Annotated in this window: 18 protein-coding genes; 2 read left to right on the forward strand and 16 right to left on the reverse strand. The window is 30.0% G+C overall.

The features are described from left to right. Positions 1-10 precede the first annotated feature (10 nt). The 5 genes from N508_RS06600 to mnmG (N508_RS06620) form a co-directional block, all read right to left on the reverse strand. Positions 11-1,591, reverse strand: a complete 1,581-nt coding sequence (locus tag N508_RS06600) for a hypothetical protein (protein WP_023275614.1) — start codon at positions 1,589-1,591, stop codon at positions 11-13. Beyond that, complete coding sequence (rsmG, locus tag N508_RS06605) at positions 1,530-2,117, reverse strand: 16S rRNA (guanine(527)-N(7))-methyltransferase RsmG (RefSeq protein ID WP_023275615.1); 588 nt, start codon at positions 2,115-2,117, stop codon at positions 1,530-1,532. The genes N508_RS06600 and rsmG overlap by 62 nt, the downstream gene beginning before the upstream one ends. After that, positions 2,110-3,975 (reverse strand): tRNA uridine-5-carboxymethylaminomethyl(34) synthesis enzyme MnmG, encoded by a 1,866-nt coding sequence (mnmG, locus tag N508_RS06610; protein ID WP_023275616.1) that lies wholly within the window; start codon positions 3,973-3,975, stop codon positions 2,110-2,112. Before mnmG (N508_RS06610) ends, rsmG begins: the two co-directional genes overlap by 8 nt. Before the next feature lie 565 nt (positions 3,976-4,540). Then, on the reverse strand, positions 4,541-4,795 hold the full coding sequence (locus tag N508_RS06615) for a hypothetical protein (protein WP_023275617.1): 255 nt from the start codon (positions 4,793-4,795) through the stop codon (positions 4,541-4,543). Between the two features lie 57 nt (positions 4,796-4,852). After that, positions 4,853-6,718, reverse strand: a complete 1,866-nt coding sequence (gene mnmG / locus N508_RS06620) for a tRNA uridine-5-carboxymethylaminomethyl(34) synthesis enzyme MnmG (RefSeq protein WP_023275618.1) — start codon at positions 6,716-6,718, stop codon at positions 4,853-4,855. Positions 6,719-7,211: 493 nt separating this feature from the next. On the opposite strand from mnmG (N508_RS06620), the gene N508_RS06625 reads away from it, so the two are divergent. Together N508_RS06625 and N508_RS06630 are read left to right on the forward strand one after the other, a co-directional pair. Further along, complete coding sequence (locus N508_RS06625; RefSeq protein ID WP_023275619.1) at positions 7,212-7,895, forward strand: SAM-dependent methyltransferase; 684 nt, start codon at positions 7,212-7,214, stop codon at positions 7,893-7,895. Positions 7,896-8,029: 134 nt separating this feature from the next. Next, positions 8,030-8,890, forward strand: coding sequence for an EamA family transporter (locus N508_RS06630; RefSeq protein WP_023275620.1), 861 nt, complete (start codon positions 8,030-8,032; stop codon positions 8,888-8,890). A 3-nt stretch (positions 8,891-8,893) separates the two neighbouring features. Here the strand turns inward: N508_RS06630 and N508_RS06635 are convergent, their stop codons facing one another. The 11 genes from N508_RS06635 to N508_RS06685 all read right to left on the reverse strand — a co-directional run bounded on the left by N508_RS06635 (position 8,894) and on the right by N508_RS06685 (position 24,409). Beyond that, entirely contained in the window at positions 8,894-9,646 is a 753-nt protein-coding gene (locus N508_RS06635) for a hypothetical protein (protein ID WP_023275621.1), read from the reverse strand. Positions 9,647-9,651: 5 nt separating this feature from the next. Beyond that, positions 9,652-10,710, reverse strand: a complete 1,059-nt coding sequence (locus N508_RS06640; protein ID WP_023275622.1) for a DNA cytosine methyltransferase — start codon at positions 10,708-10,710, stop codon at positions 9,652-9,654. 48 nt (positions 10,711-10,758) lie between these two features. Next, positions 10,759-12,114 carry a tRNA uridine-5-carboxymethylaminomethyl(34) synthesis GTPase MnmE gene (mnmE, locus tag N508_RS06645; RefSeq protein WP_023275623.1) on the reverse strand — a complete coding sequence of 452 codons (1,356 nt, stop codon included), beginning with the start codon at positions 12,112-12,114 and terminating at the stop codon, positions 10,759-10,761. Continuing rightward, positions 12,114-12,965, reverse strand: a complete 852-nt coding sequence (gene folD / locus N508_RS06650) for a bifunctional methylenetetrahydrofolate dehydrogenase/methenyltetrahydrofolate cyclohydrolase FolD (RefSeq protein WP_023275624.1) — start codon at positions 12,963-12,965, stop codon at positions 12,114-12,116. Before folD ends, mnmE begins: the two co-directional genes overlap by 1 nt. Then, positions 12,949-15,420, reverse strand: a complete 2,472-nt coding sequence (gyrA, locus tag N508_RS06655; protein ID WP_023275625.1) for a DNA gyrase subunit A — start codon at positions 15,418-15,420, stop codon at positions 12,949-12,951. Before gyrA ends, folD begins: the two co-directional genes overlap by 17 nt. A 15-nt stretch (positions 15,421-15,435) precedes the next feature. Further along, positions 15,436-17,802 (reverse strand): DNA topoisomerase (ATP-hydrolyzing) subunit B, encoded by a 2,367-nt coding sequence (gene gyrB, locus N508_RS06660; protein WP_023275626.1) that lies wholly within the window; start codon positions 17,800-17,802, stop codon positions 15,436-15,438. 17 nt (positions 17,803-17,819) lie between these two features. Beyond that, the gene (gene recF, locus N508_RS06665; protein WP_023275627.1) at positions 17,820-18,830 is read right to left on the reverse strand and encodes a DNA replication/repair protein RecF; all 1,011 of its coding nucleotides are present in this window, start codon (positions 18,828-18,830) and stop codon (positions 17,820-17,822) included. A 3-nt stretch (positions 18,831-18,833) separates the two neighbouring features. Beyond that, complete coding sequence (dnaN, locus tag N508_RS06670; RefSeq protein ID WP_023275628.1) at positions 18,834-19,946, reverse strand: DNA polymerase III subunit beta; 1,113 nt, start codon at positions 19,944-19,946, stop codon at positions 18,834-18,836. Positions 19,947-20,290: 344 nt separating this feature from the next. Continuing rightward, positions 20,291-21,655 carry a chromosomal replication initiator protein DnaA gene (gene dnaA, locus N508_RS06675; RefSeq protein WP_023275629.1) on the reverse strand — a complete coding sequence of 455 codons (1,365 nt, stop codon included), beginning with the start codon at positions 21,653-21,655 and terminating at the stop codon, positions 20,291-20,293. Positions 21,656-21,675: 20 nt separating this feature from the next. After that, entirely contained in the window at positions 21,676-22,587 is a 912-nt protein-coding gene (locus N508_RS06680) for a hypothetical protein (protein WP_023275630.1), read from the reverse strand. After that, on the reverse strand, positions 22,580-24,409 hold the full coding sequence (locus N508_RS06685) for a hypothetical protein (RefSeq protein ID WP_023275631.1): 1,830 nt from the start codon (positions 24,407-24,409) through the stop codon (positions 22,580-22,582). Before N508_RS06685 ends, N508_RS06680 begins: the two co-directional genes overlap by 8 nt. Positions 24,410-24,486 lie beyond the last annotated feature (77 nt).

The following is a 24,486-nucleotide window of genomic DNA, read 5'->3' on the forward strand; positions in this document are numbered from 1 at the left end:
ATTAATCCTTTTATCTTGGCAGCGATTCTGTCCCTTCTTCTATTTCTGGCTTAAATTTACCTTTTTCAACAAGTTTATTACCATCTGCATATAAAAGAACTGGAGTTCTTACTGCATATCCGTTTATTATATCATCAATATTTGTAATGTATTTTCCTGTTTTATCTTTATTAACTATTTTATTAATATATGTAATAATATCATATCCTAATGCATTTTCACCACTCATTGGTGTGCCATAAAAGCCTTTATAATCAGTAGATATTCTTATATATTCTTCATCACCAGCTAAAAATGCAGCAGTTAATATATATACTCCTCTAAAATATGAACGCTGGTCATTTGTTATATCATACTCTGGAATATAGCTTGTCATTACAAGAACATCTTGTATTGTACTGTTTACCTGCCAGTATTTAGCAATAGGTATTATATCAAGTATCTCTTTTTCATCTGCCATAATGATTATTACATAAGGTCTGTTTTTGTCACTATGTAATATATTCTGCAGCTCTACTTGATACTTGCCTGATGTTTTTACTACATGTGCCTTTTTTCCTTCACTTTTAAACATATCAGCAATTATCCTGCCATGTGCTTCATGCTGGTCTGATGTTATGATTACTGCTTTTGGTTTATTTTTTACTATTTTTAATTCTCCAGCAATTTCACTTAGCTGCAGCCAGTCTACACCAAAGTTTGATTTATGACCACTGATAAACAATTCATAATTATTCAGCCTTAAAAGCATATCTTTTTTACTTTCTTCATCTGCTGCAAAATCTGTTACTGGTTCAAGCTGATAGTTATTATCATATTTACCCATGCCGTATATCATGCCTGCTGCCACATCATTAAAAATATCACCACCTGCTAAATTGATTTTTGCATCAGGGTTTATATGTATTTCATCTATCATATCTGCCTGTGACGAAACTGTATCCATATTATCAACAGCTCCACCTATACCCATTGCATGCAGATATTCTTCATAAGTCATATTATCTGTCATAATAGGTGGTGACTTTTCACCTGCTGTATCTGCTGCTACCTCTTTAAATTTTTCTTTTCCACCTATTGCAATATTAATACATGTATTTATTTCATTATCATTTGTTACAAGCACCCCAAGCTGATTACAGTATATCTGCATAACACGCATATAAACAGGTGTTCTTCTCATTTCCTTGATATTGTTTGCCATATTAATGGCTGCCCCTTTTTCACCTTCTCTAATTAAAGATTCCATTTTCCAAAGCTGGCCAAAGATTGACATTTCTTCATCAAGATTTTTTGAATTGTAGCTTTTATCAATAAGCAGTCTGCCATAGTTTTTATCACCATAGTATAAATAATATGAGCCTAAAAGAAGTGTTGCAGAATCAGCAATAAATAAATCAGGATGAACTGTTAATTCTCTTAACTTTACAATATCCTGATTCTGCAGCCGCTTTGCTGCATAATATTCTGGATAAAATGTTTTACTTGTCTGACCTTTTAAGGCACAGCCATTAAGAATAATAACTGCACTAACAGCTAATAATACAGTAAGTTCGTGTAATCGGCAATTCAATCCTAATTTTTTCAACATTTAAACCTCGCTTTTCTATTACAGGTAATGCTTCTTTTAACTCTTCATCTAGTCTCTCACCTTTATACATTACCCACTTAGTATTTTGTTTTGATATTTGAAAAGAGTTTTTTAAAAGCTCTTTTACAGAAGAAACTCCTCTTGCTGTAATAATATCAAAACTTCTGTCTTTTATATTTTCTACTCGTGTATTTAATACTTCAATATTTTTAAGCTCTAATTTTTTTGCTGCCTGTTCTAAAAATATGCATTTTTTGCCTATACTCTCAATAAGAGTAACTTTTAAATCAGGATAAAAAATACCAAGCACTATCCCCGGAAAACCTCCGCCACTGCCAATATCTGCTAAACTGCCACATGGTGATTCACTTTGCTGAAAATAGTATATACTATCATAATAATGTTTCAAGTAAAATTCTTCTCTTTCTTTAATAGCAGTTAAATTTATTTGACAATTTAAATGCAATTCATAAAACTTTTCAAGTTTTTTTTCTATTATTTCTGTTGTTTTTATTAATTTATCCATTATTTCTTTTCTCTTTATTTATTGCAATTTCTAATATTGATACAGCAGATATACTCATACCCGGTATTCTTAATGCCTGCCCCAGTGTTTTTGGTTTAATTTTGCTGAATTTCTCTCTATATTCCCGTCTTAACCCTGCAATATTGCTGTAATCAAAATCATCTGGAATTTTTTTATCTTCTAATGATTTATATTTTTTTATCTCTTCTTCCTGCAGGCTGATATATCCTGAATATTTTATTATTGTTTCCACCTGCTTTGCTGCTCTTCCAGTAAGAGTTGTAAGCTCCATATCATAAATCATATCAATATTTGTTTCAGGCCGTTTTAAAAACTCATAAATGGATAAGCCCCTATCAAGTGATATATTGTATTTTTCTAGTTTTTCTTTATTATCTTTTAACCTTATAGTCTCATTTCTAAATCTTTCTACTTCATTATATACTTGTTCTTTTTCTAATATAAACCTTTCATATCTTCTTTTTGATATTAAACCATATTTATATCCGTATTCTATTAATCTGTATTCTGCATTATCTTCCCTTAAATGCAGCCTGTATTCCCCACGGGAAGTAAACATTCTGTATGGCTCATCTACACCTTTCGTTATCAAATCATCAGTTAATACTCCAATATAGCTTTCATTTCTTCCAAGTATAAATGGCTCTTTATTATCTATTGAAAGGACTGCATTAATACCTGCCATAAGTCCTTGACATGCAGCCTCTTCATATCCGCTTGTGCCGTTAATCTGCCCTGCAAAATATAAACCTTTTATTATTTTTGTTTCATAAGATGGGTATAATATTGTAGGCTGAAATGCTTCATACTCTATTGCATAAGCCGGACGAATAAGCTGACAGTTTTCAAGTCCTTTTATAGTTCTGTATGCTTTTATCTGCGCATCAACTGGCAGCGATGTAGAAAATCCGTTAGGATATACTTCATTGCTGCTGCCACCTTCTCTTTCTAATATTATTTGGTGTCTTGTTCTTTCTGGAAATTTTGCAATCTTATCCTCCATACTTGGACAGTATCTTGGGCCTATTCCTTTATCTGCGGAATTATAGTATATGCTTCTATGGATATTTTCTTTTACGATTTTGTGCGTTTCTTCATTAGTATATGTTGCATAACATTTGATTTGTGGAAGCTTAAAACTTTCATTTTCAAATGAAAATGGTATTTTTTCGCCATCCATTTCATATACTTCTAATTTGGAAAAATCTATTGTGCGTATATCTATTCTTGCAGGAGTTCCTGTTTTTAATCTAATGGCAGTAAATCCAAGCTCTTTTAATGACTTTGAAAGCTCAATTGATGGCTTTTCATAAGTTCTGCCTGCTGGAAAACTTGTTTCTCCAATAAACACTTTTCCATTTAAAAATGTTCCTGTGCATATTATGGCTTTTTTGCATTTAAAATCTTCACCCCAGATATTTCCTATGCCATATACTTCATTGTCTTTTATATAAATTTTTGATGCTTCACCCTGCTTTACTTCCAGATTACTTTGGCTCATTAATGTATTTATCATTCTTATAATATATATTTTTTTATCAGCCTGACCTCTTGAGCTTTTTGCAGCAGCACCCTTTTTGCTGTTAAGCATTTGAAACTGTATGCATGCATCATCAATATTTTTAGCTATTTCGCCACCTAGTGCATCTATATCTTTTACAAGGTTTCCCTTTGCAAGCCCACCAATTGCAGGGTTGCAGCTCATTTGTCCTATACTGTCTATTGTGGAAGTTAAAAGCAGTGTTTTTGCTCCCATTCTTGCAGCTGCAAGTGCTGCTTCGCACCCTGCATGCCCACCACCTGCAACTATTACATCATATATTTTTTTAAAGTTCATACATACCTTATTTTACTTCTTTATTTTTCTGTTATTACTTTCAGCTTGTTATTATATCATCTTTTATAAATATCTGCTATATATTTATTTTTGTTTTATATATTTTTCCAGTTTATAATATGTTTAAATTATATTTTTTAGATACTTAGCTATATTTCAAGCTCAGTATTGACAATATAGGAACAGAAAGTCCCGTCTGAAAGTAAGTGACGGGAGTATTTACTGCGACCAAGCATGATTTTTCAAATTCAGGGGTAGCGTCTTTTACTATGCTCCGCTCCAAGTGCAGAAAACGGCTTGCATTAATATAAACAAGACCCCGTTTTTGCGATGCAAGCATTTTCAGACCAAATAGGGAGGAAGCAGAAATGCATAGCTGGACTGAATTTTTTAATATAAATTTATTATATCATTTTGAGCCTGATTTTTAAAGGTGAAAAATCTAAATCATATATATTTCAGCAGTGCATAATATATTTAAATTATCTGTTTTTTATATATGACAATAGTATTATAATATTTTCTTTGAAAACAAGCTTTTAATACCACACTCATATAATTTTGCTTATGTTAATCTTAAAATAATTGCAGTTATTAATGCAGTAATTACTGCAAAGATAAAGCTGTTGCTTTGTTTTTTTCCACGCCAAATATAAGCAAAATTTATCAAAACTAAAAATAATGGTATTAAATAAATATTTTTAAATCCTGTATCAAAGTATGTTCTTATAACTGCTGATAATGTGCCTGTAATTATGATTAATGACATAGCAAAAAAGAATATAATTTTAACAGCTTTCCATTTATTTATATTTTTCATATTATAACTATTACTCATTGTTTATACATTATGTTTCACGTGAAACATAATATAGTGTTATGATTTATTAATTTTATTATGCTTATATATTTCAACTGCTAAAACAGAGACTGCGGTTTTTGTAAGTCCCGGTATTCTTAAAGCCTGCCCTAATGTTTTAGGTTTTATATTTTTTAATTTATCAGAATATTCAAGCCTAAGACCAGATATATTATCATAAGAAAAATTATCAGGTATAACTATACTTTCAATATCTTCTTTATTGCTTTCTTCCATACTTTCTATATATCCTGAATATTTTACTTTAATTTCTACCTGCCGTGCTTTCCTGCCACTTAAACCACCACCGGTTAATTTTATAATATCATCATAACTTAACTGTGGTCTTTTTAATAATTCTTCAGCTTTAAATGACTGGCTTATGCTTACACCAATTTTAGAAAGGTATTCTTCATTTCCACTATTTTTCTTAATAAGTGTATTTTTAAGCCTTTCTATTTCATTATTTACTTCCTGCATATCCTGCTGATACCTTTCATATCTTGTTTTAGAAATAAGTCCTAATTTATATCCGTAGCTTATCAGCCTTTCTTCTGCATTATCTTCCCTTGTTAAAAGCCTGAATTCACTGCGGGAAGTAAACATTCTATATGGCTCTGTTATTCCTTTTAATACTAAGTCATCAGTAAGCACACCAATATAGCTTTCATTCCTGCCTAATATAAATGGCTCTTTGTTATCAAGAGAAAGCACTGCATTTACTCCTGCCATAAATCCCTGCACTGCTGCTTCTTCATAACCACTTGTGCCATTTAACTGACCTCCAAAAAACAAACCTTTTACAAGTTTCGTTTCATAATTATGGTTAAGACCTGTTGGCTGATATGCATCATACTGCACAGCATAAGCTGGGCGGATAAACTGGCAGCTCTCCATTCCCTTTACTGTTCTGTATGCTTTTATCTGCAATTCCACTGGTATAGAACATGAAAATCCATTTACATGCACTTCTTTTGTATTTAACCCTTCCGGTTCAATAACAAGTTTATGTCCTGTTTTTTCAGGGAATTTTAAAACCTTATCTTCCATACTTGGACAGTATCTTGGTCCGTTACTTTGCCTTGCACCATTATAAAATAAACTTTTTTCTGCGGCTTCTCTTATAACTTTATGGGTTTCTTCATTCGTCTGCGTTCCATAACACTTAATCTGTGGTAGATTTATAGACTTAGTTTCTGTAGAGAATGGTATTAGAATATTATCACTGACATACTCTTCAAGACCATTTAAACTTAGACTGTCAATATGCAGCCTTGCAGGTGTATCTGTTTTAAGCCTTAAAGGTTTAAAGCCTATCTTTTTAAGAGAAAGAGAAAGACCTGTTGCAGCAGGTTCATACATTCTGCCTGCTTCCATTACTCTATCACCTATAAATATTTCACCTCCAATAAATGTGCCGCCGCATATTACTATTCTTCTTGCAAGAAAAGTCTGACCGCATGCAGTTTCTACACCACGGACTGCTCTATTTTCCACAAGCACTTCTGTGACTATTCCCTGCTTAACATCAAGAGACGGTGTATTCATTATAATTGTCTGAAATCTGTTTTTATATAAATATTTATCTGCCTGAGCTCTGCTGCACCATACTGCCGGTCCTTTTCTTTTATTAAGCACTCTAAACTGAATACCTGTTTCATCAATATTTTTTGCCATTTCGCCGCCAAGAGCATCCATATCTTTTACAAGATTACCTTTACCAATACCACCTATTGCAGGGTTACATGGCATTAAAGCAATATTATCAATAGAAATTGTAAGCAGTAAAGTATCTGCCCCCATTCTTGCAGCTGCAAGGGATGCTTCACAGCCTGCATGGCCTGCACCTACAACTATTACATCATAAATTTTTTGAAAATCCATATAAATCCTTATAAAAAATTTTAATGATTATAATAATTTTTTTTAAGTATTTTGTAAAGAAATTAATTTATATATTATTCTGTATCATTATGCTTATATGATGTATTGTAATAATGATAATCTATTTCTTCCAGTAATAAATACAAGACTTATCTAATGTTTCATGTGAAACATTAGATAAAATATTTAAAACAAATATTTCTAAAAAACAATAATATAATATACCTAACATTACTTTAAGAATAAAAAAAATATTATAATTATGTCATTTTGAGCCTGATTTTTAAAGGCAAAAAATCTAAATGATATATATTGCAACAGACAGCAGACAAATATGACTAAAAAAACTTATACATAAAACAAACAATTTGAAAAATATTTAACATAAAAGATAAATAAAAACATTTGCTTTATATATTAAAAAGTTATTATAATATAATATAATATCTTAAATATGATAATAAAATTATATAGCACAGGTTAAAGATAAAAAATGAATGAAAAAGAAATAAAAACAGATAGAATGATGGGTCCAGATTCTTATATAATAATAAATGAGCTTTTAAAAAACAAAATAATAGATGATAAGATAAGAATATTAGATTTAGGCTGTGGCAAAGGTCTAACATCTATATATATGGCAGAAAAATATAAAAATGCAGATATTTTTGCAGTAGATTTATGGGTAGAAGCAAAAGATAACTACATATTTTTTAAAGAAAATAATATAGATAATAGAATTATACCATTAAACTGTGATGCAGAAAAATTACCCTTTGCTGAAAGCTATTTTGACATTATAGTAAGTGTTGATGCATACCATTACTTTGGATTAGAAAAAGATTTTTTTAAATATAATATAAAACCATTACTTAAAGAAAATGGAGAAATATATATTGCAGTGCCGGGACTTAAAGATGACTATGAAAAAGTGCCGAAAGAATTAAAATATCACATAAGTGAAGAAGACTTTAAATATTTTAAAAGTATAAATTACTGGGAAAATCTTATTAAAAATGATTTAAAGGAAATAGAAGTGTTGGAAATGAAGTGCTTTGATGAAGCATGGCAAAGCTGGTTAAGCTGTGATAACCCGTATGCAGCAAAAGATATAGAGCTTTTAAAGGCAGATAATGGAAAATTTTTAAACTTAATATCTATAAAAGGCAAAATATAGCTGCTTTAAAATTTGCCCTGTATTTAATTTTATGGTATAAATATACATAAACTATTAAAAAAGTGCCTTACAGGGCAAAATATGAAACAAGCAATATAACTTATTGATATTAAAGTATAATTTTAAGGTAAAAAATGTGGATATTATATGCAGCAGCATCAGCAGTATTTGCTGGTGTTACAACAATATTTTTAAAAAAGGGAGTGCATACAACAAATACAAATGCTGCACTTGCATTAAGAACAATAGTTATATTTGTTTTTTCTATTATTATAGTTTTAATAACAGACTCACAAAATCAGATATATACTATTAAAAATAAAACATGGATTTTCTTAATACTCTCAGGTCTTTCTACTGGTGCAGGCTGGTATTACTATTATAAAGCACTGCAGTTTGGAAATGTAAATAAAGTTTCCCCATTAAGTAAATCAAGTTTAGTTTTAACTATTCTGCTTTCCTTTATTTTTTTAAATGAAGAAATAAATGCAGGAAAACTTTTTAGTATAATAGTTATAACTATTGGCACATATTTTATTATAGATTACAAAAAAAGCAAAAGTAAAAATGCTGATAATAATAAATGGCTTATATATGCAGTGCTGTCGCTTTTATTTTCTGCACTTACTCCTATTTTTGGTAAAATAGGCATAGATGAAATAGAATCAAATTTAGGAAGTGCTATAAGAACTTTTGTAGTAGTAATTGCTGCATGGCTTATTCTTTTTATAAAAAAAGACTATAAAGAATTTAAAAATATAAATAAATCAGAAATAAAATTTATAATACTTTCTGGGATAACAGGCGGAAGCAGCTGGCTTTTATATTATAAGGCATTGCAGGACGGTGTAACATCAGCAGTAGCAGCAATAGATAAACTAAGCCTGCTTGTAGCAATAATACTTTCATATTTTATATTTGATGAAAAAATGAATAAAAAAACAGTGCTGGGCTTAATACTAATACTAGCAGGAACAATAGGACTTGCGTTTTAAAATTTACTGTTTATTAAAATTTATAGCTGGAGGTTCTTCCACTAATAACCATTTAAAATAATTTTGATCAATATTAAATACAGATTGACCTTCCATTTGCTGTCGTGTAATCCAATTTAAATTATCTTCCTCAATTTCTGATATATCTACAAAAGCAGCCTGTCCATTAAATAAATCAAAATGTAAGATTAATGTTCTAAAATCTTTTTCAAAAAAAACTCTCTTTGCTTCTCTTACTTTATGCTCCTTTATATCATTTATGCCTTGAAATCCACTTTGCACTTCTATTCTAAAATTATCTATTTCCAAATCAGCCTTTGGAGTTCTCTTAAAAGTTGTAATATCATCAAAATCATCATCACCAATTTGCTTTATTTTCTTCACAGGAATATTAAAAATATTAGATATATCACCTTTAAAATATTCACACACCAAATAACCACGCATCCAATTAAAATATACTTCTTCTTTTCTTCTACCCTGATTATTAAGTTTATTAAGAATATTATTATTTTTCATAATATTATATGTTTTTACCAAATGTCTATCAAAAAAACCATCTAAACACTCACAAGGTTTATAATATATAGCATTTAATGATATGAATATTTTTTGTAATCTATTATTTAGCAAATCAATATAATTATAATCAATTGAAGGAATAATATCTTTTGCACTTAAAAATTTTTTAAATTCTTCCCTATTCTTAAAACCAAGTTTAGAACGATAATTTTGAAAATCATTGGTTGTAAACATAAATATTATTCTCCTGTAAAATAATTTGATATGGATTTTGCCAAAGCAATGCTTAGCAGTGGTGGCACAGCATTGCCTATCTGCAATTTCTTATCACCATCATTTCCAAAAAAAATATAATCATCAGGAAAACTTTGTAATCTTGCACCTTCTCGTATGGTTAATGCTCTAGAATCTATCGGATGTATACATCTTGAACTGCTAGGGGTAGCAAAATTTCTGGTTATGGTAGGTGCTGGAGCATGCCACCACATTTTAGCATAAGTATTAGAATAACCTGACTTTGGACGAATATTTTCAGGTAAATCATCCTTAGACTGACCTTCTTTCAAAGTTTTCATTATTTCTTTCAATTTAAAATTATTATTAGGGCTTATATGCTCGGAAATAATATTTGATTTACGAACAAATTTTAAAAAATCATTATCAGGCTCATATTTATATTCCTTATTGTTACCATTCTCTCCACTATCAATACTTGGTAAATCACCAATAGCATCTTTTAAGGAAACAAATAATTTATGTGTAGGTTTAGGAAAAGAAAATGTTTTATTATCTTTTTTTCCTACAATAATCAACCTTTCTCTGATTTGGGGAACACCATATTCTGCAGCATTCAATATTTTATAATCAACTATGTAACCAAGTTCAAAAAAAAGTTGTATAATTTCTTTAAAAAGATTTCCTTTATTCATAGAAATCAAACCTTTAACATTTTCAAAAATAAATAATTTTGGCTTTAAAATGGATAAAATACGCAAATATTCATAAAAAAGGTTTGCTCTGTCATCCATTTGGCGCTTACCCAAAGTTGAATAACTTTGGCATGGTGGACCACCCAAAACTATATCTATACTACCATATTTTAAAATATTTTCCTCTTTTATATCAGATATATCGCAGTCAAAAATATCTGTTTTTTTATAATTCAAAGAATATCCATAAGCAGCTTTCTTATCAATATCGTTTGCAAAAACAATTTGAAATAAATCATTTATTTCAAAACCATAACTTAAACCGCCAATACCAGAAAAAATATCAACTATTTTTATTTTTTTACACATACTTAACCCATTAATTAGTATAATAAATATAGTAATATAATCTACATATCACTTCCCTATGCAGAATGAAGAAAAGACTATGTCTAATACTTTTTCAGTATAGTTATCGCCTGTTATTTCTGAAAGCAAATTAATTGCCCTTTCTAAATCAATGCAGAGCATATCAATAGGATATATGCCAAGAGATAAGTTTATCTTTTCAATGATTTCTTTAATATTTATAAGTATATTATGGTGTCTTTCTGTAATTGCTGCAGCATTTGATTTTATTTCATTATCATACAGGCTTGTTTTCTCACGAAGTATTTCTAAAAGCTCATCTATATTTATACCAGTTTTTGCAGAAATATAAATATCTGCCTTATCATAAGATTTATTATCAGTAATATCTAATTTATTACCAATAATAATACGGTTAGAGTTTTTAGTATCTTCTAATATATTATAATCTTCTTCTGTTAAAGGAATAGATACATCAAGCAGTAAAAGAACAATATCAGCAGTTTCTATTTTCTGCCTGCTCTTACCTATTCCTATCTGCTCTATATTCTCATCTGATAAGCGGATGCCAGCAGTATCAGTTAAATGGACAGGAATACCGCCAATATATAAACTTTCCTTGATAAAATCTCTTGTTGTGCCAGGGGTATCAGAAACTATTGCCCTTTCTTCCTTTAAAAAGGCATTCATTAAAGAAGATTTTCCAACATTTGGCTTTCCTGCAATAACTATTTCTAATCCACGATTAGCATTTCTATAACTTTTATATGATGAAATAAGGCAGCCTGTAACTGATAAAATATTTTCGCAGTCCTGCTTTAAAACTGGAAGTTCTTCATCAACCGTATCTTCATCTGGAAAATCTATTTTTGCTTCCATCACAGCTTTCATTTTTAAAAGCCTGTTTTTTATGCTGTCAAGTTCATATTTTAAAGAGCCTTGCAGCTGATTATATGCAGAATTAATTCCTTCAATAGATTTTGCATAAATTAATTCCTGAATAGATTCTGCCTGAGTTAAATCTATTTTACCGTTTAAAAAAGCACGCTTAGAAAATTCACCACCTTCTGCAGGTCTTATATTTAAAGAATAAATTGCAGAAAGAGCAGCATTAACAAGCACAGGATTACCGTGAAATGATATTTCTACCACATCTTCACCAGTAAAAGAATGGGGAGCCTTAAAAAAAACTGCTAAAACATCATCATGAAGATTTTCTTTTTTAATATTAAAACGATAAAGGCTTACATAATTTGATTTAATATCAGATATATTGATACTTTTGCCGCCTTTTTCCATTAAAGAATAGACCTTTAATGCATCACTTCCTGAAATACGCAGAGTAATAACAGGGCTTGTTACAAGCGGAGTAATGGGGGCAGCAATAGTATCAGCATTAATCATTATAATTTCTCTATCATTTTAAATGCTTTCAAAGTATTCTGCATAAGTGTTGTAATAGTCATAGGACCAACACCACCAGGAACTGGTGTAATATAAGAACACTTATCTTTTATGGCTTCAAAATCCACATCACCACAAAGTTTGCCATCTACTCTGTTTATACCAACATCTATAACAACAGCACCATCACGCACAAATTCTTTTGTAACAAATTTAGGCTTTCCTATAGCTGCTACTAATATATCAGCATTTGCACATACTGCTGCCAAATCTTTTGTTTTAGAATGGCATATAGTAACTGTTGCATTAGCTTTTGTAAGCATAGCTGCAACAGGTTTGCCTACAATATTGCTTCTGCCTATTACAACAGCATTTTTTCCTGCTAATTCTATACCATAATCAGCCATCATATTCATTACACCATAAGGTGTGCAAGGCATAAGACAATCTTCACCAATATTTAAAAGACCAACATTATAAGGATGAAATCCGTCCACATCTTTTTCTGCCTTTATTGCCCTTAAAATAGTTTTTTCATCACATCCTTTTGGCAGTGGCAGCTGCACAAGTATTCCGTGTATTTTATCATCGCTGTTATATTTATTCACAAGAGCAAGCACATCTTCAGTTGTAACATCAGCACTTATCCTTTCTACAACTGAATAAAATCCTGCTTCTACTGCTGCTTTTTCTTTTGAATTAACATATACTGAACTTGCAGGGTCATCTCCCGCAAGTATTACTGCAATACCAGGCATTTTACCAGTTTTGCTTTTCAACTCTGCTGTTTCTTTTTTTAGATTTTCTCTAAATTTAGCAGATAACATTTTACCATCAAGAATTACTGCCATTATCTTCTCCCTGCATTTCTTCATTATCGCTGTCATCTTTTGGAACAACAGTAAATGAAACTATTTCATCATCTGATGTATTCATAAGTCTGGTGCCTTGTGTATTTCTACCTATAACTGATACTTCAGATGCTGCAATTCTTATTGTTTTACCATTTTTAGTAATAAGCATAATATCATCTTCGTCTTGATGTATATGCCTTACACCTACTACAAGCCCTGTTTTAGAAGTAAGTTTCATAAGTTTTAAGCCTTTTCCACCGCGAGACTGCATCCTGTATTCATCCTTATCTGTTCCTTTACCATAGCCAAGTGATGTTACAGCTAAAAGTGGACTGTCTTCTTCAACAACTTCAGCAGAAACAACTACATCATCTCTTTCAAGAAGTATACCGCGAACACCTGTAGCAGTTCTTCCCATAGGACGCACATCTTCTACACTAAACTGGATAGTTTTGCCATCCCTTGTAGCAAGAAATATTTTATCATTATCACCTGTTAATAATGTAGTAACTATCTCATCATTATCTTTTAAGTTGAGTGCTATTATGCCGCTTCTGCCGCTTTTAAACTCAATAGTTTTAACTCGTTTTACAACACCAAATTTTGTAGCAAAGAAAATAGATTTTGTTTCGTCCTTTTCAGGCAGAGTTAAAAATGATGCTATTTTTTCATTTTCATCTAATGTTAAAAGGTTAGAAATATGTCTGCCTTTAGAATCTCTTGACTGCTCTGGTATTTGATAAACTTTTAAGAAATGCACTTTACCTTTAGTAGTGAATATAAAAAGGTGGCTTTTATTTGTTGTATATATTATTTCTTCAAGAAAATCTTCATTTTTATTTGCAGCACCTATTTTGCCTTTACCGCCTCTTTTTTGTGCCGTAAAATTATTAAGAAGCGTCCTTTTAACATAGCCATTATGAGTTATTGTAACAACCATCTCATCATTTGGTATTAAATCTTCATAATTAATATCATCAACACTGTCAGCAATTTCAGTTTTTCTTTCGTCACCGTATCTTGTTTTAATATCAACTATCTCCTGCCTGATAACACTTATAAGTTTAGATTTAGAGTTAAGTATAGAGTTATAATATTCTATATCTTTTTTAAGCTGTTCATATTCTTCATTTAATTTATCAATTTCAAGTCCAGTAATTTTTGCAAGACGCATATCAAGTATTGCCTGAGACTGAATTTCTGATAAATCAAACCTATCCATTAATGCTTTTTTAGCAGACTGAGTATCTTTTGATTCTTTAATAATTTTAACTACTTCATCAATATTTTGAACAGCTATTCTTAAACCTTCAACAATATGCATTCTTTCTTCTGCTTTCATAAGTTTATAGCGTGTTCTTCTAGTAACAACTTCTATTCTGTGGTTTAAAAATTCAGTTAAAATATTTTCAAGTGTTAAAAGCTGAGGTCTGCCGCCAACAAGAGCAACCATATTAAAACCAAAGGAAGATTCAAGAGCAGTAAATTTGTAAAGTCTGTTTAATATCACTTCTGCTGATTCGCCTTTTTTAATATCTATTAATATTTTAATACCTTTCATACTTGATACATCTCTAATATCAGTAATACCCGGTATTTTTTTCTCATTAACAAGCTCAGCTATTTTTTCTACAAGCACAGATTTATTTACCTGATAAGGTATTTCTGTAATAACAATCTGCTCTTTACCGCCTTTAACTTCTATAATATCAGCTCTAGCTCTAATTCTTATACTTGCTCTGCCTGTTTTATAAGCATTTATAATATCGCCTTTTCCCATAATAATACCGCTTGTAGGAAAATCTGGACCTTTAATAATATTAAATAAGCCTTCTTCAGTATAGTTTTCTTCATCTATCATATAAAGAAGTCCATCCATAATTTCTGTTAAATTATGGGGTGGGATATTTGTAGCCATACCAACAGCAATACCAGAAATACCATTTATTAAAAGATTAGGTATTTTAGTAGGAAAAACAGTAGGCTCAGTCATAGAGCCATCATAGTTTGGCATAAAATCTACAGTGTCACAGTCAATATCTGCCATAAGTTCATCACTAATCCGTGCCATTCTAGCTTCAGTATAACGAGACGCAGCAGCACTGTCCCCATCTATTGAGCCAAAGTTACCCTGACCAATAACAAGTGGATAACGCATTGAAAAATCCTGTGCAAGACGAACAAGTGCATCATAAATAGCACTGTCTCCATGTGGGTGAAGTTTACCCATAGTATCCCCAACAATACGGGCAGATTTTTTGTTAGGTTTATTATACTGCACACCCATTTCATTCATTGTATAAAGAACACGCCTGTGAACTGGTTTTAAACCGTCCCTTACATCAGGCAGTGCCCTTCCTGCAATAACACTCATTGCATAGTCTAAGTAGCTGTTTTTAAGAGTATCTTCTATACTTACATCTTGAATATTTTTATCTAACATTTCACTCATTTATTTTCACCATTCCTATATATCAAGGTTGCGGACATTTAATGCATTCATTTCTATAAACTCTCTTCTAGGACCAACAGTATCACCCATTAATAATGAAAAAAGTTCATCTGCTGCTTCTGCATCTTCAATACTTATTTTATAAAGGCTTCTTTTTTCCGGGTCCATTGTAGTCTCCCATAACTGTTCAGGGTTCATTTCACCAAGACCTTTAAACCGCGAAATATCTAAACCTTTTCTGCCTCTTGTATCTACAAAATTAATTAAAGATGAAAGCCTGTCAAATTCCACAGTAGAATTATCTTTTAAAGTGATTTTATAAGGGGAAGAGCCTATTTCAGAAATATATGAACCTATACGGCGAAGTTCCTTAAAATCACCACTTGATACAAGATGAGTATCTATAAATATTTTTTCATGTTTTTTCTCAAAAGAAATACAGTATTTAGAAAATTCTTCATTAAAAACTATTCCTACATTCATATAATCAGTAAAAGCATTAATACTGTCAAGATATGTTTTTAATTGTTCAACTTTTTGCTTTGATTCAAAAAGTTTTGCATCCATATCTTTATATGTGGCAAAAGTTTCTGCCATTTCTTCGTTATAGCCTTTTTTTATTAATTTATCTAAATGTTTCTGGTATTTTAAAAGCTGTATAAATAAAGGCTTATATCTTTCTGATTTTAAATTATCTATGTTAAAGTCAGACAATGCAGAATCCAGCAGAAAATTTTCAAGCTCATCGTCGTTTTTAACAAAGCGGCTTGATTTTCCTCTTGTAACTTTATATAAAGGCGGATTAGCAAGATATATATAACCCCTTTCTATCAGTTCTCTCATATGACGGAAGAAAAAAGTTAATAAAAGTGTAGCAATATGAGCACCATCCACATCCGCATCTGTCATAATAATAATTTTGTGATAGCGTAGTTTTTCAGGGTTAAATGCGTCTTTTCCTATACCTGCACCAAAAGCAGTAATCATATTTCTAATTTCCTGAGAAGAAAGCATTTTATCAAGTCTTGCTTTTTCAACATTTAATATTTTACCGCGAAGTGGCAGAATAGCCTGAAAGTCTGAATTTCTGCCTTGTTTTGCAGAACCGCCTGCAGAATCCCCCTCAACTATAAATACTTCTGCTTTTGCAGGGTCCTTTTCATGGCAGTCTGCAAGTTTACCAGGAAGAGAATCTCTTTCAAGAGCTGATTTTCTTCTGGTTAATTCTTTTGCTTTTCTTGCAGCTTCCCTTGCCATATAAGCCTGCAATGCTTTTTCAAGTATTTTTTTAACAATAATACCGTTTTCTTCCATATAATCCTGTAATGCAGGGCTTACTATTGATTCAACAGCTGTTTTTGCATTATTTGAACCAAGTTTAGTTTTTGTCTGACCTTCAAAAACAGGGTCTGTCATTTTAATAGAAAGAACAGCAGACATTCCTTCACGAATATCTTCCCCTGATAAGTTATTTTCTTTAACAAGATTATTTTTTGTAACATAAGAATTAAAAGCCTTAGTTAAAGCTGCTTTAAAACCTGCTTCATGTGTTCCGCCCTCTTCTGTATGTATGTTATTTACATAGGAATATATATTTTCGTTATAAGAATCATTATATATTATAGCAAGTTCAACTATAATATTATTTGATTCACCCTTTACATATATTGGCTCATCAAAAATAAGATTTTTTGTTTTATTGATATATTTAACAAAACTTGGAATACCGCCTTCTGCATGAAACTCTTCACTTACATCAAATCTTTCATCAATAAGTTTTATTTTTATGCCTTTATTAAGGTATGCAAGCTCTCTAAATCTTTTTGCAAGAATTTCATAGCTCAGCTCTAATGTTTCAAATATTTGACCATCTGGTTTAAAAGTAATTTTTGTTCCAGTTTTAGAGCTGTTGCCAGTCCTTTGAACTTCACCAGTTGGTTTCCCCCTTTCAAAATTTTGAGTAAATATACCGCCATCACGCTGAACAACTGCTGTTAAACTTTCAGATAAAGCATTAACTACAGAAACACCAACACCGTGCAGACCACCTGATGTTTTATAAGAATTAGTATCAAATTTACCACCTGCATGAAGAACTGTTAAAACTACCTGTAATGTAGAAACTTTTGCAGTAGGATGTATGCCTACAGGAATACCTCGTCCGTCATCTTCTACTGTAACACTGCCATCAACATGGAGTATAACAGAAATATTTTTACAATATCCTGCCATAGCCTCATCTATAGAGTTATCTATAACTTCATATACTAAATGATGAAGTCCCCTTACTCCAGTTGAGCCGATATACATACCAGGACGCTGCCTTACTGCCTGCAAGCCCTCTAATACTTTAATACTACTTTCACTGTAATTCTCTGACATAACCTTCCCTTATATATTTATTTTATATTTATAACATTTTCAAAATTAAGCCTAGTATTATCAACACCTGTGTATAAAACTTGTCTGCTATTTGAAAAAATATTTTTGATAAACTCTGCACGCTTTTTATCAAGAGCAGCTTCAAAGTCATCTAAAAGAGTTATTATACTTATTTTTCTATTTTCTTCAATGATTTTTATAAAACTGTATAAACAAAGCAGTATAAAAGTTTTTTTCTGTCCTGTTGAAGAAAATTTTTCTATAATCTTATTATCAAGGCACATTTCTATTTTATCACGGTGAATTCCATATAATGATTTTTTAATAAATTTTTCTTTATTAAACAAAGATGTGTTTAAAATGTTACTGGAATAATTTATAAATACATTTTCCATGCTGAAATCTAAACTTTTATATAATTCTTTTAGATTTTCATTAATTTCATCAATAATTTTAACCCGTTTATTAGATATTTTTTCTGAAAGATATACTATTTTTTCATTTAAAACATCTAAGTATATAAAATCAGATGCTTCTTTGTCAAATTCTGCCTGCTTTTGTGATAAAAGCCTGTTATAATGTTTTATATCATATATATGTTCTTTATCATAATAAAAAATAAATCTGTCAATAAAGTTACGCCTGTCCTGCTGCTCTTTTGATAAGATGCCAAGTATATCAGGTGTGTAACATGCTATTGGATGATTATATACATAATCTACTATGTTATCTATATCTTCACCATTTATCATAGTTGTTCTTTTGTTATTAAATAGACATACCACATCACTTATAAGTGAACCATCTTTTATTTCGCTTTCTATTCTGAAAAAATCTTTATCAAATGTTACAGCAGAAGATAATGGCTGTTTTTTAAAGCTTTTTAAACCAAATAATATGTATAATGATTCAAGTATAGTAGTTTTGCCTGAGCCATTTTCTCCTGTAAATAATGTTTCATTACTAAGCTCATAAAAAGAGTTTGTATGGTTTCGTATATTTATAAGCCTTAAATTTAATACATACATTTATTATATTTTATCAATAGATATAGGCACAACTAGGTATCTGTAATTATTATCACTTGGAGTAATTAAAACAGGTGAGCGTTTATCACTCATTTCAAGTGTAAAATCTTCTGTTTCAATAGTATTTAGTATTTCATTAACATGTCTTGCATTTAAGATTATTTCAAAGTTCTCTGTATTAAAGTCTATTATATCTATAATTTCAGAGCCTTCTCCATATATAGTCTCAAGGCTTGACATTTTAAGTGCAGATTTGTCAAATTCTAATATAATACCCGGTGTTTCTTCGCTTGTAATAGCAGAGACCCTTTTAGATGCTTCTATAAATGATTTCCTATCTATTTTAGCTTTTACTGGGTATCTTTCATCCATAAACAGCCTGTCTATGTTTTTAACAAACTTTTCTATTAGTTTAGAATAAACTGTAATATTATCTGCTTTAAAAGAAATCTGTCTTCTGTCAGTTTCTATTTCTATTAATCCTTTATTTTCAAAAACTCTTATAATTTCTGAAACAGTTTTTTTAGGGATATTTACTGTAAAATCGTTTGAATATTCTGTATCAAATTTTACAGATGCAATAGCTACTCTCTGCATACCTGTTGCAGATATTTCTAAAACATCTCTGTTTACAATAAACTGGGCACCGGTGTATTCAAGTTTTTGAGAATCATTTAATATACAGAATACAGTTCTTTTTAGTAATGTAATTAAATCAGAAGAATTGATTTTAAGATAATATTCTGGTATTATTTCACCCATAGATGGAAAGTTTTCTGATGGTATAGTAGAAAGTTTAAATTTAGATTTGCTGCATATTACATTTAATCTTGTATCATCATATTGAAAATCTATCAATGCTCCATCTGGTAATTCTTTTATAATATCTAAAAGTTTTCTGCAGCTTACAGTAATTCTTCCTTCTCTTTCTATATTATGAACTTCAAAGTTACATGAAAACCCCATTTGATAGTTTGTTGCTTTTATATTAACAGTATTGTTTTCTGCTTCCATATAAATGTTTTGAAGAATATCATTTAAACCTTTTGGATTAGTAAAACTATTAGCATACTGTAAATATTTTAATATGTCTTCTTTAATAACTGAAAAATGCATAATTACCTCATTAACTATAAGCTTTAAAAAACTGCTCTGCTTATATATAAAAGTTTGTTATTGTTATTGAGCTGTGGATAACTCAAACAAGTATTAAAAATTATATATTTTATAACAAATTTTATCAATAATAAATTGTTACTCTAAACTATCATTTTAGAAAAAATATAATAAAATTTCAAGAATTTTGTTTAAATTTCTTGTAATAATTCAAAAATATTTCAAATTAATTATATATTTTACAGGCAGTATAAATGGTGATAACATATATAACTTCATAAATTATTAATAAATAAAATAAATATTTTTAGTAACCTGTGGATAACTTTTTAATATCTCAAGTATTATCTTTGGAAAACTTTCATTCTGCTTGAAAGTTCTTTTAATGTATTAACTGTATAATCATTATTAGCTGCTATTTCTTTATCTACTTTACTTATTGAGTTTTTAATTGTAGAGTGGTCTCTTTTAAAAACAGCACCAATAGAAGCTAGAGATGATGGTGTGTTTTTATAAATAAGGTATATTGCCATATTTCTTGGTATAACAATATTTACTGCTCTGCTTTTTGACTGCATATCTATAAGTTTTATATTATAGTATTCACAAACAATCTGAATTATCTCATTAGTAGAAAGCACTCTATCCCTTTGTAAAAAAAAGCTTTTAAGCTCACTTTGAATATAATCAACAGTTATTTCCACATTATAAAGCTGTCCTTTAACAACTATTGTATTAATTATGCCAAGTAAATCTCTTGTGCTGTTAGACTTAATATTTTCAGCTACAAACTTAATAACATCATCACTTATATAGTATTTATTAATTTTTAAATAGTTTCCAATTATAGCTGTTTTTTCATCAACTGATGGTGTGCCTATTTCTACAATTAAACCACTTTGAAAGCGGCTTGAAAGACGCCTGTCTAAATCACTTATATCATCAGGAAGTGAATTAGATGTTAATATTATCTGCTTATCATTACTGTAAAGTTTTGAGAAAAGGAAAAAAAACTCTTCCATTGTAGCATTACCCTTTGCAATAAACTGCACATCATCAAAAAGCAGCACATCAGCAGACTCATATTTCTCATTAAACTCATTCATTCGTCTTGTAGATAAAGATTTTAAAAACTCCCTTAAATAAAGTTCACCTGTAATACAGATTACATTTTTTTTAGGAAAATTTATACGCATCTGATTACCTACTGCATGCATAAGGTGAGTTTTTCCAAGACCTACATCACCATGAATATAAATAGGGTTATTTAATCTTTCAAAACCTTTTGCAGCATTCATACATGCAGCATAAGCAAACCTGTTAGACTTGCCTGCAACAAATGTTTCAAATGTATACTGCTTGTTTAAAGGCACACTGTAATAATCATTATTATGATTCTGTCTGTCTTCTTTTTCTTCACTTGCACTATTGTTAGACTTATCTTTTTCCGATATTGTATTTCCTTTTAATACTATTTTAATATTTGCATCAATATGGTATGCATCTTTTAAAAGTTCTTTAAGATAGTCTAAATAATGGTCTTCTACCCACATTTTAATATATTTATTTGGAGCTTCCAAAGTGATAGTATTAGCTTCTATAAATACAATTTTAAAATCTTTTATCCATTTTACTATTTCTTTATCTGTAACTTTTTCTTTTATTTCATTAAAAATATGCTGCCAAGATTCAGATTTATTATTAGACATATTTATCTCCATTATGATATTTAGAAAAAGGCAGAAATATCTATTCCTGCAGAATAGCCTATACCTGTGCTGCTGTTATTAAATAACTGTACCTGTTTAGATACATAATTATGACCATCTATTATAAATTCCACATAAGGACTTATTCTTACTATATCTTTTATTGTAAGGCTGTATCTAAAACGAGCAGCTATTCTATCTATATAATATTTTTCTTGTTCACTGTAATATACATCTTTTATAAGGTTTGAAAGTTTATATACATCATTTTCCATTTCAAACTGCAACTGGAAAATATTACTTTTATTTACTCCAAGATTAAGTGAAAAAAATACATCAATAACAGGCACATATTTAAACTCTATTGATGAAAACTTTAAAAAATCTACCTTAAAGTAAGTTAAAGGAAGCCCAAATATAACATTTACACCGGGCTTATTATATTCATATCTTATAACAGGAAGTGGATATCCGTCTAAAAAATCTCTGCTTGTAGAATACTCTATACCTAAATACAGCCTTGAATAATAAGGCAGTGCTTTTCCTTTTATATTTTCATATTCTGTTACATGCTGAAATATTCTAAAAGCATAAAACACATCAAAATCAAGTAAATTAAGTGATGTAAAAGGCTTGTCGCTGGCAGATGTTAAACCAAAGCCAGCCCAGTGACTGCCTGCTTTATATCCATAAGTTAAACCAACATGAGATAAAATATCCTGCCCCAGCACCTGTTTAAATTCATATCCAAACTGATGAGGAGTGCTTGTATGAAGCCCTGACACTTCAATAGTATGTGTATCATAATTTGCAGTATCAAGCCACCTGTATTTTACATCAAGCCCTTCATAAGGCTTATATAATGCATTAGATGCATAACTGTTAAAATATGTTAATAATATAATAAATAAAAAGAATATCTTTTTATTCATCATCTACCTGAAAAAGAGTATTTTTTTCCACTGCAATATTTTTCAAAAACAGTGGCGCAAACCTTATGCCAGTCCATAAAGGAATATTATTCAGCACTGCAAATTCACAGGCATAAGAAAGGGGTGTAACATTTTCTAAAATCATACCCTTTGCATTTTTATAATTTTTAAGTTTTGTAAAAGGCAGGTTATAAGCTGCAATAATTTTATCTGTATAATCATTAAGGTTTAAATCAGTTTCTACTTTTCCTTCACAGTTAATTCTGTTAAGTCCGTATACTGCAAACTGCTTAGTATTTTTATATCTTATTATCATATCTTCTGCTATATGAGCAGTATCTGATAAATCATAAGCATAAATTTCCGGCGGCATAAGCTGAGCTGCATATCTTTTATTCCTGCATTTTCTAAAATATACAAGCTCTTTTGTTTCTCCAAAAAGAGTATCATGGTAAAGCCTGCGTATCTCATCATGGTCAAGTAAGAAAATATCGTTAATATTGTCAATTTTTCCTTTTGCAGCACCAAGTTCACCTGCTTTTAAAAGTGCCTTTTTAGTGTTTACTACAAAGAAAGCCGTAGTTAAATATAATTCATCTCGCATATCTAAAAGCCTGTGCATATTTTTTACAGCTTTTTTCAGTTTAGATTTCCTTGTAAAAAATGGAAGCTTTTTTAAATACATTTTTAATTTATCAGTGTTTTTTTCCATATTAAATAAAACTGATGCTGTTTCTGACGAAAAATCAAGATAGTCTGGCATTATCATTTCATCATCTTTATAAAAAATAGAATTTTCTCTTGTTTTATATACTGCATTTAATACAAATGATATATTTGGAAATTTTTTAAGCAGCATAGACAAATTATTTATAAATTCAATAGTAATGTATTCATATATGATAGTAAGCTGAACAGGAATATCATAGAAAGTTTTTTCAGCAATATTATTAATGTTTACTTTTGATGATAGACTTTTAATTTCTTTTAAAACTTCATCTATCTCATCAAATGATACAGGAAAAAAAGAATGGTTTAGTTTATCCAGCTTAGATATACCCATTTTTAAAAACAGGTTTGGAGAAAAAACACGCCTGTATAATGATTTATTTAGTCCTATTGTATGCATCATTTTTTCAAAAGCAGTCATATTTATATATATTCTGCCATCAACAGACACAACAGATGGCGATGATGTTTTAAGATTGCATGAAGCAAAAATCGGGTTTAAAATATCAGGCAAGTCACTAAAAAGTGAAGTAGTAAAAAATGAACATACCTGCGGAAAAAAAGAAGAAAAATATCCAGAAGACAGTATAACTTCTTCATCATATACTCTTGATTTACTTTCACTATATTCAGAAGCAGCAAGTGGTCTTGGTATGGTATAGTCTCTCATATCATCTTTAAAAGTTTCTTCAATAGGTGCAGCATATTTTATAAAACATTCATCATCTGATAAGAAAATATCCATTTCAAGTGGAGTTGCTGCCACTCTTTCTGCTTTAAAAATTGTATCAAGCAGAGTATTTATCTCTGCATTATTTAAATCAGGTCTGCCAGTTATATATCTGATATTATCAGAATACTGACCTTTCAATATTATAAATTGTATCTTATCTATAACAGCTGTAAAAAAACCAAAGTTATTATTATAATGAGGATATATTTTTATATCTTTTCCAGTTATTTCTACAGGTGTATTATGTTCTATATTATTTTCTTCGCCTGCTTCTTCACTGCTTTGAACATCACCATATATTTTTAAACCTGATTTTCTGAGTAGTTCAAGAATACTTTCTTTTACTGCTGATTCATCCATTTATATGAAACCTCACATTAATAACTTTAATCTGAAAAAAGTTAGAATAAAAAACTCTGTAAAATAATATAAGAAAT

This window comes from Mucispirillum schaedleri ASF457 (assembly GCF_000487995.2).
In the GTDB taxonomy this organism is placed as follows: Bacteria; Chrysiogenota; Deferribacteres; order Deferribacterales; family Mucispirillaceae; genus Mucispirillum; species Mucispirillum schaedleri.

Excerpts from the sequence above, each read along its gene's own strand:
- N508_RS06600 (WP_023275614.1), bottom strand. The coding sequence starts at position 1,591 with ATGTTGAAAAAATTAGGATTGAATTGCCGATTACACGAACTTACTGTA.
- rsmG (WP_023275615.1), bottom strand. The coding sequence starts at position 2,117 with ATGGATAAATTAATAAAAACAACAGAAATAATAGAAAAAAAACTTGAA.
- mnmG (WP_023275616.1), bottom strand. The coding sequence starts at position 3,975 with ATGAACTTTAAAAAAATATATGATGTAATAGTTGCAGGTGGTGGGCAT.
- N508_RS06615 (WP_023275617.1), bottom strand. The coding sequence starts at position 4,795 with ATGAAAAATATAAATAAATGGAAAGCTGTTAAAATTATATTCTTTTTT.
- mnmG (WP_023275618.1), bottom strand. The coding sequence starts at position 6,718 with ATGGATTTTCAAAAAATTTATGATGTAATAGTTGTAGGTGCAGGCCAT.
- N508_RS06625 (WP_023275619.1), top strand. The coding sequence starts at position 7,212 with ATGAATGAAAAAGAAATAAAAACAGATAGAATGATGGGTCCAGATTCT.
- N508_RS06630 (WP_023275620.1), top strand. The coding sequence starts at position 8,030 with ATGTGGATATTATATGCAGCAGCATCAGCAGTATTTGCTGGTGTTACA.
- N508_RS06635 (WP_023275621.1), bottom strand. The coding sequence starts at position 9,646 with ATGTTTACAACCAATGATTTTCAAAATTATCGTTCTAAACTTGGTTTT.
- N508_RS06640 (WP_023275622.1), bottom strand. The coding sequence starts at position 10,710 with ATGTGTAAAAAAATAAAAATAGTTGATATTTTTTCTGGTATTGGCGGT.
- mnmE (WP_023275623.1), bottom strand. The coding sequence starts at position 12,114 with ATGATTAATGCTGATACTATTGCTGCCCCCATTACTCCGCTTGTAACA.
- folD (WP_023275624.1), bottom strand. The coding sequence starts at position 12,965 with ATGGCAGTAATTCTTGATGGTAAAATGTTATCTGCTAAATTTAGAGAA.
- gyrA (WP_023275625.1), bottom strand. The coding sequence starts at position 15,420 with ATGAGTGAAATGTTAGATAAAAATATTCAAGATGTAAGTATAGAAGAT.
- gyrB (WP_023275626.1), bottom strand. The coding sequence starts at position 17,802 with ATGTCAGAGAATTACAGTGAAAGTAGTATTAAAGTATTAGAGGGCTTG.
- recF (WP_023275627.1), bottom strand. The coding sequence starts at position 18,830 with ATGTATGTATTAAATTTAAGGCTTATAAATATACGAAACCATACAAAC.
- dnaN (WP_023275628.1), bottom strand. The coding sequence starts at position 19,946 with ATGCATTTTTCAGTTATTAAAGAAGACATATTAAAATATTTACAGTAT.
- dnaA (WP_023275629.1), bottom strand. The coding sequence starts at position 21,655 with ATGTCTAATAATAAATCTGAATCTTGGCAGCATATTTTTAATGAAATA.
- N508_RS06680 (WP_023275630.1), bottom strand. The coding sequence starts at position 22,587 with ATGAATAAAAAGATATTCTTTTTATTTATTATATTATTAACATATTTT.
- N508_RS06685 (WP_023275631.1), bottom strand. The coding sequence starts at position 24,409 with ATGGATGAATCAGCAGTAAAAGAAAGTATTCTTGAACTACTCAGAAAA.